Raw genomic sequence first — 13239 nt, 5'->3', positions numbered from 1 at the left:
CTACGGAGTACCACCCCATGAACATCCGCAAATCCCTCCTCGCCCTGGCCCTGCTCGGCTGCGCCGGTGTGGTCCAGGCCGCCCCCAATTGCACGATCAAGCTCAAGGGCGGCGACAACATGCAGTTCGACCAGAAGAGCGTCAGCGTCTCGGCCGCCTGCAAGAGCGTCTCCATCGAGCTGCAGCACACCGGCAAGCTGCCGGTCGCGGCGATGGGTCACAACGTGGTGGTCACGGCCACCGCCGACGCGGACGCCGTGGCCAAGGACGGGCTCAAGGCCGGTGCCGCGGGCGGCTACCTGCCGGCGGGCGATGCGCGCGTCCTGGCGGCGACGAAGTTGATCGGCGGCGGTGAGACCACGAGCGCCTCGCTTCCCGGCAGCAAGCTCAAGGCCGGGGGCGCCTACACCTTCTTCTGCTCGTTCCCCGGCCACTCCTCGCTGATGCGTGGCACGGTGACCGTCACGCCCTGAGACGCGGCGACCCGCCGCACATCGCCCCACCCACGACGAGGCCCGCGGATCCACCGCGGGCCTCGCTTCGTTTTGGCTTGTTCGTTCCGGGCATGCGAAAATCCACCCACTTGGCCCCCGTAGCTCAGCTGGATAGAGCGTCCCCCTCCTAAAGCCCAGCCGTTCGTCTGAAGCTATGTCAAACAACGACTTAGAGGACCGGCGTGGTGTACAATTGGGCTTTCTGACGCATCGGTTAGCACAGTGAGCACAAACCGAATCCGTGGTGCCGCTCTGCCCATGTCTCGCTATGAGAAAGCAAGGTCGCTGCGCCTTCGTCAGATTGCCATGATCGAAGGCGCTGGCCTGTCGGCGGAAGGTCTGACCGCAGCCAAGCGGGCCAAGCTGTGCAAGCTGTTATGCGAACCCGCCCAGCGCGAACGGCGCGCGAAGCAGGCCCATGTAAAGCACCTGCACCATGCCAGATTGCGCGAGGCCATGCCGCCGTGGGCTGACGTGGCGGCTATTCAGGCCATCTATGCCGAAGCGCGGCGACTCACAAGCGAGACCGGAATTCCCCACGAGGTTGACCACATAGAGCCGCTACTGGGGAAAAACTTCAGCGGGCTTCACTGGGATGGCAATCTTCGGGTCATCACCAGGGCGGAGAATCGGCGCAAGGGGAACCGGCGTGTCTAGTCCAACTTCGGGCGCCATGAATTCAACGGGTTGCGTGAGTTTCTCCGAGCCTCGTTGTCCACTATTTCCGCAACTGTCCACTACTTTGGCGTAGCGGTGGCGTAATCGCGGCGCTTTGGCCGCGAGGTGTGCCAGCGACCCCGCAATCCCTTACGGGGTCCGCACGGCTGGATGGCTCCGCCATGGTCGCGTCGGTGCGCCGTGCGTTGCTGGCAGGGTCAGGGTGCCCGTGGGGCCGGGACCAAGCAATCGGGCCGCAGCGTGCTGGCGTGTCGGGGAATTCCTACGCCGAGCATGCTCCCCTTTTCACAGGCCGGCGCTACCATCCCGCCCATGTGCTACTCCGCCCAGATCCACTCCGACTACCGCAAAATGGTCCGCGAAGTCGGCGCCATCATGGACCTGAAGGCCTTCGCCAAGCTCTGGCTGCAGCAGAACGGCCTCGAACGGAAGAAGATCCCCAAGGCGCTGATCGACACCCTCCGGCCTGATCTGCCACCCGAGGTCGCGCAGGCCATGGACGCCATGCTGGCCCAGGACGAACAGGACTGGCAGCAGGAGCTGTTCAAGCAGTCCAAGCGCAAGGCCGACAATGAGCGGAAGCTGGCGGCCAAGCACACCAAGACCGCGGAGACCGAGGTTGGCCGCGCCTCGCGGAAGGTCGACCAGCTGAAGGGCTGGATCGCGGACCTGCACCGCACCGAGCTCAAGCCCCGGGACTGGCAGTTCTACCCGCAGTGGTGGGTGCCGGTGCTGATCCGCGAGGGCGACGGGTACGTGGTCCGCCCCATGAGGTACCAGCTCCGCCAACCCGGCAAGCCGGCATCGAGCGACTTCACCCGCACCGGCCAGATGAGTGGCACCTACAACGCCCGTCGGGACAACCTGGAGCGCTACTGGCGCCACCAGTTCGGCTACACGCACGGGCTCATGGTGGTGAACACGTTCTTCGAGAACGTCGAGGGCCCGGACCGCAAGAATGTCCGCCTGCAGTTCCGCCCCAAGACCGGCGAGCCCATGCTGGTGGCCTGCCTCTGGGCCAACTGGACGGATCCCGAAGGCAAAGAGCCCGACATGCCCTGCTTCGCCGCTATCACCGACGAGCCCGAGCCGGAGGTGGCCGCCGCCGGCCACGATCGCACCATCATCAACATCAAGCCCGAGCACCTGGAGGCCTGGCTCAACCCGGATCCACAGCGCCTCGACGCGCTCTACGCCATCTTCGACGACAAGCGCCACCCCTACTACGAACACCGCAAGGCTGCGTAACCATGCCCCACCAGGACCGTGCCACCCTTGATCGCCGCCTCGACGAGCTCGCCGCCCACATGCCGCAACTGCTGGCCGAGACGCAGGCCTCGGACCAGATGGACGCCTTCGCCGGCATCGCCGACGAGATCCGCGAGAGCGCCGCGCCAGCGGACCTGCCTCACGTCGATTCGCGACTGAGCTGCATCCTGCACGAGGCCGGGCTGATCCCCGGCGACGACGGAGAGCCCTGCGATGACGCCTGACGAGGTCGAGGCCGCGCTGCAGCGCCTGGCGATCGACGTGGCCATCTGGTCCAACGAGCGCGCTGGCCGTACCCCTGCCGACTTCATTGCCTGGTTCTGGGAGCGGGCCGACGAGATCAAGGCGCAGGCTCCGGTGGAACTGCGTGAGCTGGCTACGGTACGGATCGACGACATCGTCGACGGCGCCCTCGACGCCGCCCTGTTCGGCAGCGAAGGCGACGAGGACACGCCATTCCCGGAGTAGCCTGCCCCTACTGCCGCGAACCGGCCGTGTTGCTGGCGCCGGCGGACCCGGGCTACCCCTACCCCGCCGACTGGGGCCCCGCCTGGAAGTGCACCCCCTGCGACGCATATATCCGCTGCTACGCCGGCACTACGCGTCCGCTGGGGTCCTTGGCCGACGCGCATACCCGGGAGTGGCGTCGCCGCGCACACGCCGCCCTGGACGGCCTATGGCAGGGCGGTGGCATGAGCCGGTCGGCCGCGTACCTCTGGATGGCCGAGGCCATGGGCCTGGCAGAGCACGAGGCCCACATCGGGCGCATGGGCCCGGACGATTGTGGGCGCTTGATCGAGCTGATTTCACGCCGCCAGCACTGACTCTGCCCTTCAGGTGCCGGCCCTGTTGCGCAGTCTGTCGCGCATCTCCCGCTCCCGCGCGCGCAGCGGCGCCCCGTTGGCGGCGATCCACCGCTCCACGAAGCGCTTCCCCTGCGCCAGGCTGGCCGCAGGGCCCTCGATGCGCTTGCCGCCGATCAGGGTCACCCGGCCGTCGACGGTGACCTTCGCCACGGCGCCGTAGCGCTGGAACAGGACGGCGCCGGTGTCGGAATCGGCCCAGCGGTAGCTGTCGGGGAGCATGGGCGCAGGGTACGCCCATGCGTCGCGTGGGGCGCGACGGACGGCCCACAAAGGTCACCCGGCTATCGTCGGAGCCATATCCCGCTCCGAGGTAGGATAGGCCACCTGCCACAGGGGGCGGAGGGGCATGCAGCGCAACGTCGCAATTCTCATCGTGTTGACGGCAGCGGCCGGCGCGACGTGGGCTTGGCGCTTGTCGCAGGAAAAGCCCGTGGTGACCGCCCCGCCGCCGCCGGAGCTGGCGATCCCGGACTTCGAGGCGGAAACGCAGGTGCGCACCGTCGAGGACGTGCACCGCCTCCGGGCGCAGTTGATCCGGGAGGTGTTCGGTGGCGAACTGCCCACGGGCCGCGAGTTGGTGAGGGCTTCGATCCTGCCCGCCGACAAGCCGTCGCGCTCGCTCGCGATCTACCATGGCGGCCACAAGCAGGTTGCCGAGGAAGCGTTCGGCGCGCGGGCGCTGCAATCGGCCGGCTATGACGTGCTCGCGATCAGCATGCTGCCGGGCGTTTATCACGAACGGATCGATGGCGAGCCGTACCCCTTGCGTCGTTTCCTAGAGCCGGTGGCCCTTGGGCTGAACTATGCCCTGGAGCAGAAGGCTTACGACGAGGTGATCATGGTCGGGCTGTCCGGCGGCGGCTGGACAACGGTTGTCTACGCCGCGATGGACCCGCGCATCCAGCGCAGCTACCAGATTGCTGGCTCGCTTCCGGAATACCTGCGCCAATTCGTCCCGCACTCGATCGGCGACCACGAGCAGTCGCTGCCAGGATTGAGCATGGGTTACATCGACCTGTACCTTATGGCCGCTTCCGAGGGCCGCGAGCAGTTCCAGGTACTGGTGCGGCATGACCCCTGCTGCTTCCCAGGCGATCTTGCCCACACCTACCGGCCGTTCGTGGAGAAGCGCGCGGCAGAGCTTGGCGGGCAGTTCGGACTTGTGGTCGATGAACTCGACCAGCACGACATATCGCCAACGATGGCCCGGCTGCTGTGGGGGGCGTCAGCCCCACATCGAGAAGCCACCGGGGATCGTTAGCAGGTTCTGGCCTGGATGGTTACGCAGCAGGCAGGACTGCGGGTTGCTGAACAGGCCGAGCATGAGCTTACGGGCGGTGCCTGCTGCAAACGTGTATTGCGGCCCCGTCCCAGCGGCGGGGTCGCCCGCATAGCAGCCGCTAATGCTATCGCCGAACCAGATATGGCCGGGGCCGAAGTTAACCGCTACCCAACTCACTCCGCCGATTCCTATCGTAGCGCCAGCGCGACCCGTTGGGATTCCGTTGGTATATGTTCGCTTCCCTCCCGGGTCGTTCGCTTGCACCCCGTAGCTGCTGTTTGACTGCCCCGGGTAGATCGTCAGCGCGTCGATTGGATCGCCAATTCCAAATATCGCAGAGCCGTTGCTCGCGCCGTTCGCCAAGTTCTCACACTCGGCGTACCACTTCCCTGAGTTGTGCGACGTGATGCTGCGGACAGAGCGCCAAGCCGCTGCTGCAGTGGTCCGCGTGGCGATGGTGTTGGCGGAGGACAGCGCGATGCTGGAGTGGCAGTCGGCGGGATTCCAGGCCGGCGCGTATACGTCGCCGCTGGCCATCATCATTGCGTGCGCGGCGAGTAGGCTCATACGCCGCGCGCCTTGATTGTTGCGTCGATGCTGGTGCCGTTGTTATCGCTGGTGTAGTGGACCAGCGTCACGACGCCGGCGCCCGACTGAATCGCCAGGTCGCTGCCATCGGTGAGCTTCACGGCGGCCGGCTGGGTCAGCGAACGCCCGCCGGTGCCATCCTGCGTAACGCGCAGGCGGACAGAAAAGCCCTTGCCGCTCCCCGGAGGGTTCGAGAAAGCGACGGTCGCGTTGTGCGCCAGCGTCAAGGTGAAGTAGTCGCCCTGCGACAGGTCGATCGTTACCGTCGTGCCAGACGTAATCGCAGTCGTGGTGTTGCGCAGATCGCCACCGGAGCCCGCCCAGACGGTCCACCCGCTGCCGGTGCTGTAGGTGAGCCAGACATCGGCGTCTAGATCGCGGACGAAGTACCCCTCGCCCGGCACGAAGAACTTCCACTGGAAGCCGTCCCAGTACGCGATGTTGTCGTCCTGCCCCGCCCACGCGCCGGTGCCCGTCTGGACCAGATACGTGTCGCCAGGATCAGGCGAGCCTGGTGGGTCGTTCTCCTGGGAGAGCACCACGCCCTGCGCCCACACGGCGAGCCAGAAGATCATGGCGTTGAACACAAGGTCCGGCTGCATCGCACCGGGCGGCCAGAAGGACAGATTGGTTCTCGGCTCAACGGACATCAGATCGTTCCTGTAAGTGCCGGGCCGGGGCCCGTGATGCGGTTCAATGCGGAGATCGACACCGACAGCGGATCGAGGCTGCCGAAGTCCGCGGTGCGCTGAGCGTCGCTGTAGTCGAAGCTCGTCGCGGCGGTATCGAAGGTCACCGTCGTGGCGCCATCCGTGAGTGTGATCCGGTAACCGTCGAAGTAGCTGGAATGGAACGGGGTGGCGGTGGTGCCAAGCCGGCCGCGGCCGTTCCAGCTGACATGCGTGCTGCTGCCGTCGTGCTCGTGCTGGAACTGGAACGGCTGCCACTCGGTCTGCGCGTTGGCCGGCTGCCAGACAAAGGTTTCGGTGTAGCCGGTGCCGGCCGGCGTGCCGATGCTCTGCACGTGCAGGGTGATCGTGCGCCCGATCCACGACGCCTGCAGCTCCACGAAGTTCAGCGATCCCCCCAGCAGCACGAACCGGCTGTGCACGCCATGCGCCTGCATCGTGGTGCCGTGGCGAGCGCGGGTCAGGCCGGTCAACTCGTAGACGTATTCGTCCAACTCCACGGCCTGGGAAAACTGGATCGCCTCGTCGCCGATCACGCAGGCGTTCGCCTCGTTGAGCAACTGCAGGAACGTGGCCGATTCCAACTCTCCGCCGTGCACCTTGACCGTCACGGTGGCGGCGGGATCGTAGACCCATGGACTGGCCTCGCCCAGCGCCGTGGTGGAGTGCCCCATGACCGACCCGTCACGCCAGGTGCCGAGCGTGGTGTACGTGGCGCCGCCGTCGATGGAGGCGCTGACCATGCCACCGCGCCAGCCCTCAAGGATGCCACACACGCCGAAGTAGAGGCCCAGCCGATCCTGCGAATCGAGCAGCGGCGACAGGTTGATCGTCTCCAGTCGCGTAGGGCCGCGAAGGCCGGAAGTCTGCTCGCCGGGCGGCCGCGCATCCTTGCCCGTGGCGATGGACAGGTAGTTCGAGGCGCGGTCGTAGCGGGCCTCCAGCGCGATGGTGGCGTAGCTGTCGTAGTTGGCGCTGAAGATCTCCCAGCGCTTGCCGTTGTAGTTGAAGCAGTCGGCCGGGGTCCACAGCGTGAATTCGCGCGGCAGCGTGCACTTCATCCTGCCTTCGGCAGAAGCCCACGCCACCTTGCCCATGATGTCGACGATCTTGGCAGCCTGGTCACCGCTGAATGGAATCGTGGTGCTCACGATCTGCTCGTCCACGCTGACCACGCTCGCCGCCTCGCGCGAGAACGTCTGCTTCGTGACGGCGTAGTTCAGCTCCGGGTCCGGATAGGCCAGGTGGATCTTCTTCGGGAACTCGATCTGCTGGCTGCGGATGTCCTCGTCGTCGGTCTCGATCGAGACGAAGTCGTCGTCGGTGAGCGTGCCGACTGCGGCCTTGCCGCGCACCACGCAACGGATCTTGCCGTCGACCTCCGGCATGTCGTAGAAGAACATCGGCTGCAGCCCGCGGCTGGCATTCGCGCCCGTGGCCGGGGTGGCCACCATGTAGCCAGGGATCGGGATGGCCGCCAGCTCGCTCGCGTCGATGCGCGACGCGGGCACGTCGCAGCGGTAGGCCAGATCCTCCTGAACCTCCTGCAGGAACACCTCGTCCGGTTCGATGGTGGTGGTGCTATAGGTGTAGATGTAGACCGGATTGGTGGCGGTGCTCGATGCCTGCGGATAGTCGACGCCGTACGTCAGACCCGCTGGAATCCGACCGGCGAGCACGGCCTGGTTGTAGGCGTTTTCCCAGAAGACCTGGCTGCTGTAGTTGGGGTCGTCGTTGCGCAGGACGGGACCGACCGGGTACGCCGTGACCTGGAGGCGTCCGTCGATCGTCTGCAACTGAAGCAGCCTCAAGTGACGGAAGATCCCGGTAGCGGTCGATATCTCCGGGGAACCGTCGATCACGCCATCGCAGTCGATGTGGTAGGCCGGCGCATCCGGCAGCTTGACCGGCATCCGTTCGTCGCACGGATCTCCGAACTCGTAGTCCGGAATTCGCCGCTTGCGGCTGACCCTGATGTAGAGCGCCGGCAGCCCGGCCACGATGTAGGGCGCACCTGGCGGGATGCAGTAGCCCGCCATGATGAAGGCGCCCGGGTAGCTCCCTGGCACCTGCATCACCTGCATTCCGGACTCGTTGAACGTGTTCGGCGGCGCGCCGAGCGGCACCGTCGTGCAGTCGATCGTGCTGAGGATGTTCTCTGGCTGCGTGTCCGCAAAGACGAGCCAGAGCAGCGCGTTGTCCGTCACATCGGGTTGCGTCTGCAGCCCGGTGTAACCGAAAGACCCCAACGGCCCGGATGCGACGCCGCCGGGCTCGACGGCCGTGGAGGCTGACCACCCCAGAAACGCGGTGAAGGAACGGTTGCCGCCGAGGTGGTCGGCGAAGTGGCTCTTGATGTCCTGAATGGACGAGCCGGTGTAGGAGGACAGATATGCGCCGCCGTCCCCGTTGTAGTTGTGCATGTAGCCCGTCAGGTCGTACTCGATCTCGGAGTCGACCAGCGGCCAGTCGGCATTCTGGAATCTGGACAGCGGCGGGGTCGCGTACTCGGACACCGTGACCGTGTTGGTCTGCCCGCTCTTGACCACGCCGAAGGCGTACTGCGCGATCCGGCCAGCGGTGTCGGTGACGTCGTCGTCGACGATGACGAAGTAGGCGCGGCCGCGGTAGTAGGGCGTGTTGCCCACGCCGTGAATCGCTTCGAGCGCCGGGTCCGGGTTCTGGTCTTCGGTGCCCAGGTAGATGCGGATCTTGCTCGCGAACTTGGCGGTTTCGGCCGCTGGGATCTTCGGGTTGTCGCGCCAGTCGGCCACCAGCACGCCGTTGCGCACGATGAAGGCCAGACCGTCGATCGGTCCCTCGCAGATCAGGATGGCACCGGTCCACAGGTAACTGTCCGGCTCCTGCACGCGCGGGCCGCCCTTGCCGGACTGGTATTTGCCCTTGATCCGGCGGGCCTTGCGCTCGCCATCCAGCACGGTGCCCATGAACGGCGACGGCGAGCCATAGACGACGGGGATCGGGATGCCGTCGGTGGTGGTCTGCTCCTGGGCGTCGCGGCCGTCGGGCGCAGCGATGCGCTCGGGGTCGATGATCGACCCGGCCATCGAGCCCAGCATGACGCCCCATTGCGCGCCCGCAGGGTTGAAGCCGGTGACGACGAAGCCGATGACGCCGCCGACTACCCCACCAATGGTGCTGCCGCTCATAGCGCCCAGACCTCCACGATGCGGCGCCGCTCTTTCGCGTCGATGCCGTGCTCGATCACCTTGCCGCCGCTGCCGCCCGCGGTGCGGGCATAGCAGTGGATCAGGCCGATGCCGTAGTCGCGGTGGTCGGTGATCAGGCCGACATGGTTTTCCTCGCCGGCGAGCGTCCACGACACCACGTCGCCCGGGCGGGGCTCGCGCTGCACGGGGTCGCCCAGCCACTGGCACATGCGCGACCGCAGCGTGCCGCCGTAGGGCGTGCGGCCGTAGTCGGTCGGCAGGGCCGGAATGGCGGGGCGCACGGCGCAGGCAGCGGCGTGGACCATGCCCAGGCAGTCCAGGCGCCTGCCGCGCCCATGGTGGCCCCAGCGCACGCCCAGCAGCGCACGCGCGGCGGCGATGGCCGCCAGCCGTTCCTCGTCGGTGAACGGCGCGCCCAGCAGCCTCATGCCGATTCACCGGTGCCGTCGATGCTGCCACCGCCGGCCACGCCCGGCACGTTCAGCGCCAGGGCATCGCCGATCATCAGGTTCGGCTCGCCGCGGAACCACTCCCGGTTGTCGTAGGTCTCGCAGCTGTTGTGCCCGGTCCAGTGCTTCGTGCACGAGCGCCGCAGCCGGCCGGCATCGCCCACCTGCACCGGGTTGCGCGCGGCGATCATCAGGCTCACGGCGCCGTCGTCGTAGGCCTCGATCTCCAGCCGCTGGCCCGCGTTGTTGCCCGACTCCCACACCATCAGGCCGGGCGCGTAGTAGTCGGCCGCCGGGTTCAGCGTGTCGCCGCCATCGGCCTCCACGGTGAACTCGCGCACCGTCTCGGTGCCGACGTCCGTCACCACCACCTGCACCCACTCGTCGGTGGTGTCGTAGTTGCAGGGGAACCGCTCATCGATCATCCCGCCACCGGTACCGATGGGCATCGAGCCGAAGTCCGCGCGGCAGGTGACCGACGTGTACTGCACCACCGACCGCTGCTTCATCAGCTGCGACCAGCTGCGCAGCTCCAGCCTCACGATGCCGTCGCGCGTAACGATCTGCTCGCCCAGCGGGCCCGAGGCCCAGTAGATGTGCCCCATCGACAGGTCGCGGTAGTTCACGACCAGGATGTCGTACGGGATGCCGTCGAGGTCGCCTCGGTCGATCATCTCAACGGTGACGCCGTTGGTATTCGGGAACACTGGCTGAAGGGTCTCGGCTTCTGCGTTGTCGACGCCGAGGTCGTGCGTGGCCGAATAGGCGGAGTCCTGGAAGCCGGTGGATGCGTGGTAGGTCTGCTCGCCGCCGGTCACGGCCGGGTCCCATGCGGTGGCGTCGTAGGTGAGGTCCCGGTCTAGCGAGGTCATGCACAGATAGCTGCCGTCTGCGAGCGGGCCGATCTTCAGCAGACCGCACATGGTGGTGGAGGAACCGCGCAGATGCTGCAGTAGCGCTTCCGAACAGGCGCGCATCAGGATTCAACCTCTTCCGGCGGGTCTTCCTCGATCAGATCTATCGTCCCGTTATTGACATACTCGGCGCCCGACCTGTTGTCGATCGAGAACGGAAGCCAGTCCTGCGCGAAGCTGACCCAATGCGCGAAATCACCAGACCATCGAAGGATCGCGCCGAGTTCGGGGGGAGAGTCGAACGCAACAAGCCCCCGCTCGTAATCGACGGTCGCCATCGCGGGCACAGTGTCCTCGGTGACCTCGATGGATGCCTGGACTGCAGAACCGTTATCGCCTGGCACGAAGAGCGCAGTCACGTCCCGCTGCATAAACACTCCGTCGACATTGCTAACCTTCTTGAGCTGAAAGACGGTGGTCGTTCCGTCACCAACGGCGAATGCTTCATCGTTCGCCGCAGAGTCGAGCGGGTTCCGATAGAGGAACGTGTGCAGCTGCCCGTGGCATGCGAGAAAGTGATTGAGAATTCCGAGGTACATCCCCTGGCTGATATTGTTGAACGGAAGCGTGAAACGATAGATGGGTTGACTCCACTCTCCGTTCTTCCGCTTCTTCCCATTCCGAAGCTGCAGCACCTCAGTCTTGAACTCAGGGCCGCCGACCCAGCCATACGCCGCGCAGGCCGGAATGAATGCTTCAAGATGTGCCATCAGCTATCCCTTACCGTTGCCATTCGAGTCTTCTGAGCGATCTCAAGCGAGATCTGTTGCCCGGTGCTGCGCGTTACAGGGCGGTTGAAGTTGTTGGTGTTGTTGAACACCACACCACCACCGCCTCTCGCCATTTGCTGATTAGAGGTGACGGTTCCCGAGCTGGCGGGCAGCAGATAGTTCCGTCCCCGGACGGTCAACATTTCGTCTCCGAACTCGGTAACCGGATAGATCATCCCGGCCTTGACGCCGCCGCCATTGGCCCTGCCGCTACCGAACAGGCTGCCAAATAGCTGAAGCCACCCGCCAGACGATCCTGTCTGCGTAGTCCCCATTTGCCCGAACAGTTGCTCGACCCAGTTCTCGTTGATACGCCGCAGGATCATCCGGTTGATGTTGTCCAGCATGTCGCGGAAAGCGTCCTTGATGGACTTGGTTCCAGTCAGCACGTCCTCGAAAAAGTCGGCGAACTCCGAACGGAAGTCGTCCACCACATCGATCTGCCTGAGCTGTTCTTCAATGTCGCGGTTAGCCTGGATGATGGCCTCCCCGTACTTGGCGACCGCCTCAGATTCCATGCCGTAAAGCTGGATGGCAGCGGCGCGCTCGGCGTTGCCCATCCTCATCAGCTCAAGCTCGAACCGGAGATGGTCAAGCACTTCCTCGCCATATTTCAGACCGTCCTTGATCCGCTTCTGGGTTTCTTCTCGCTCCTTGTTCTCTTTCTCGATTTCCTCGCGCAGCATCTTCTTGGCGTCGAATTCCTCCGCCAGCGTCAGCAGTGCTTGCTTGCGCGTGTCGTCCAGCGCCTTCAGGTCGCCGTTCGTGACGCGGTACAGCATTTGCGAGACTTCGGACTCGACGCCCATCAGGTCGATGCGTTCGCGCATCGTCTCCATCAGGGAGTCGTAGGAACGCTGTAGCTGTTCGGCTTGCTTCTGCGCTTCGGACTTGCCGCCGCGCTTGGGAGCATCCCCCAGCGCCAACCCAAGAGCTGAGAGGTTGTCAGGGCCGGAGCCGCCCGGAGTGACCGTGGACGAGCCCGAACGGACGTTGCGCCACGGGCTGTTCTGGCGCTCGATCAGGTTGTCTAGTTGCTTCTGCCCGTCCTCGAATGCCTTGGCGACCTTCGCCATTCCGTCTCGGACGGAACCTTCATTCAGCAGCCCTCCGACGCCGACGTTGCGCATGATCTCCGCAAGCCCGCTCGCGGAGTTGGCGACCGTCTCGATGGCGATCGAGGTCCGGGCAACGGCGTTGTTGTACTGCTCAATGATCCAGACGCCGGACTTCATCGCCGCCGAAATAACAGAGACCGCGTTGGACGCGAGGTCGCCATCCCTCGCCAACTGTTGCAGCCGGTCCGTCGTCTCGGAAAGCTGCGGCAGAAGCTGCTGAGCAATCTCGACCCACACGCCACGAAGCGCGCCACGCAGGCGGGTCAGGTCGTCGTTAAACTTCTCGGCATTGGCCCCAGCCTCGGCGCTGAACACCAGCCCCAGGCGCTCCGCTTCGTCGCCAGCATCGCGAAGCCCCTGCGACCCTTCCTTCAGCAGTGGGACAAGGTTCTGGAACGACCGGCCAAACAGCAGTAGGCCAGCCGCCATGATCTCCGGGGACCCTTGGTTGCGCTTGAACGCATCCGCGAAGTCAAGGAACACTTCATAGGTCGAACGCAGGTTCCCTCCTGCGTCCTTGACCGCGATTCCTAGCGCTTCAAAGATGCGACCCTGCTGCGACGTTTCCTTGAGCGCGTCTCCCTGCGCCTTGGCGAGCCGGCCCATGCTCGATTGCAGGTCTTGGATCTGAACGTCGGCCAAGCTGGCGGCATGGGCAAGCTTGGTGAATTCCTCGACCGGAACATTCGCACGCTGCGCCGCCTTCGTCAGCTCGTCCATGCTGTTGATGGCTTTGCGAAGTTCGTTGGCAACGATCCCCGCGCCGGCCACCAGTGCAACGCCCACAGCCACGCCGAACTTCTTAGCCCGCGCCTCGATCTGCTTCATGCGCTGGTCAGCGACACGGGCAGCCTTGTCCATGCCCTGCTCGAAGCCGCCGATCTTGGCAATGATGTCCAACGTCAACGCGCCGAGGCTGCGGGTTGCCATA

Annotated in this window: 15 protein-coding genes; 7 read left to right on the top strand and 8 right to left on the bottom strand. The window is 65.4% G+C overall.

What is annotated here, in order from left to right; translation table 11 throughout:
* The first annotated feature begins 17 nt into the window (after window positions 1-17).
* The 6 genes from azu (at window position 18) to JMO03_RS16395 (ending at window position 3265) form a co-directional block, all read left to right on the top strand.
* A complete protein-coding gene (gene azu, locus JMO03_RS16420; RefSeq protein WP_202844820.1) occupies window positions 18-473 on the top strand; it encodes an azurin in 456 nt (151 codons plus the stop codon).
* Between the two features lie 279 nt (window positions 474-752).
* The gene (locus JMO03_RS16415; protein WP_202844819.1) at window positions 753-1151 is read left to right on the top strand and encodes a hypothetical protein; all 399 of its coding nucleotides are present in this window, start codon (window positions 753-755) and stop codon (window positions 1149-1151) included.
* Window positions 1152-1484: 333 nt separating this feature from the next.
* Entirely contained in the window at window positions 1485-2420 is a 936-nt protein-coding gene (locus JMO03_RS16410; protein ID WP_202844818.1) for an SOS response-associated peptidase family protein, read from the top strand.
* Between the two features lie 2 nt (window positions 2421-2422).
* Complete coding sequence (locus JMO03_RS16405) at window positions 2423-2665, top strand: hypothetical protein (protein ID WP_202844817.1); 243 nt, start codon at window positions 2423-2425, stop codon at window positions 2663-2665.
* Window positions 2655-2909, top strand: a complete 255-nt coding sequence (locus JMO03_RS16400) for a hypothetical protein (protein ID WP_202844816.1) — start codon at window positions 2655-2657, stop codon at window positions 2907-2909. The genes JMO03_RS16405 and JMO03_RS16400 overlap by 11 nt, the downstream gene beginning before the upstream one ends.
* Before the next feature lie 26 nt (window positions 2910-2935).
* Window positions 2936-3265 (top strand): zinc-finger-containing protein, encoded by a 330-nt coding sequence (locus JMO03_RS16395; RefSeq protein ID WP_202844815.1) that lies wholly within the window; start codon window positions 2936-2938, stop codon window positions 3263-3265.
* Between the two features lie 9 nt (window positions 3266-3274).
* Here the strand turns inward: JMO03_RS16395 and JMO03_RS16390 are convergent, their stop codons facing one another.
* Window positions 3275-3526, bottom strand: a complete 252-nt coding sequence (locus JMO03_RS16390; RefSeq protein WP_202844814.1) for a hypothetical protein — start codon at window positions 3524-3526, stop codon at window positions 3275-3277.
* 127 nt (window positions 3527-3653) lie between these two features.
* Here JMO03_RS16390 and JMO03_RS16385 point away from each other — a divergent pair, with 127 nt between their 5' ends.
* Window positions 3654-4568 (top strand): alpha/beta hydrolase, encoded by a 915-nt coding sequence (locus JMO03_RS16385; protein ID WP_202844813.1) that lies wholly within the window; start codon window positions 3654-3656, stop codon window positions 4566-4568.
* Here JMO03_RS16385 and JMO03_RS16380 read toward each other — a convergent pair.
* The 7 genes from JMO03_RS16380 to JMO03_RS16350 are packed head-to-tail and all read right to left on the bottom strand — an operon-like array spanning window position 4533 to window position 13238.
* A complete protein-coding gene (locus JMO03_RS16380) occupies window positions 4533-5156 on the bottom strand; it encodes a hypothetical protein (protein ID WP_202844812.1) in 624 nt (207 codons plus the stop codon). The two genes, JMO03_RS16385 and JMO03_RS16380, sit on opposite strands and share 36 nt — an antisense overlap.
* Entirely contained in the window at window positions 5153-5827 is a 675-nt protein-coding gene (locus tag JMO03_RS16375) for a DUF2793 domain-containing protein (RefSeq protein ID WP_202844811.1), read from the bottom strand. Before JMO03_RS16375 ends, JMO03_RS16380 begins: the two co-directional genes overlap by 4 nt.
* Window positions 5827-9036 carry a phage tail protein gene (locus JMO03_RS16370; protein ID WP_202844810.1) on the bottom strand — a complete coding sequence of 1070 codons (3210 nt, stop codon included), beginning with the start codon at window positions 9034-9036 and terminating at the stop codon, window positions 5827-5829. The genes JMO03_RS16375 and JMO03_RS16370 overlap by 1 nt, the downstream gene beginning before the upstream one ends.
* The gene (locus JMO03_RS16365; RefSeq protein ID WP_202844809.1) at window positions 9033-9485 is read right to left on the bottom strand and encodes an NlpC/P60 family protein; all 453 of its coding nucleotides are present in this window, start codon (window positions 9483-9485) and stop codon (window positions 9033-9035) included. The genes JMO03_RS16370 and JMO03_RS16365 overlap by 4 nt, the downstream gene beginning before the upstream one ends.
* Window positions 9482-10483 (bottom strand): DUF2163 domain-containing protein, encoded by a 1002-nt coding sequence (locus JMO03_RS16360; protein ID WP_202844808.1) that lies wholly within the window; start codon window positions 10481-10483, stop codon window positions 9482-9484. The genes JMO03_RS16365 and JMO03_RS16360 overlap by 4 nt, the downstream gene beginning before the upstream one ends.
* Window positions 10483-11130 carry a DUF2460 domain-containing protein gene (locus tag JMO03_RS16355; protein WP_202844807.1) on the bottom strand — a complete coding sequence of 216 codons (648 nt, stop codon included), beginning with the start codon at window positions 11128-11130 and terminating at the stop codon, window positions 10483-10485. The genes JMO03_RS16360 and JMO03_RS16355 overlap by 1 nt, the downstream gene beginning before the upstream one ends.
* Complete coding sequence (locus JMO03_RS16350; RefSeq protein ID WP_202844806.1) at window positions 11130-13238, bottom strand: phage tail tape measure protein; 2109 nt, start codon at window positions 13236-13238, stop codon at window positions 11130-11132. Before JMO03_RS16350 ends, JMO03_RS16355 begins: the two co-directional genes overlap by 1 nt.
* Between the last annotated feature and the right edge of the window lies 1 nt (window position 13239).

This window comes from Luteimonas saliphila (assembly GCF_016774335.1).
GTDB lineage: Bacteria > Pseudomonadota > Gammaproteobacteria > Xanthomonadales > Xanthomonadaceae > Luteimonas > Luteimonas saliphila.
Note: the sequence above shows the minus strand (reverse complement) of the source record. Positions and strands in the feature narration are given on the sequence as shown.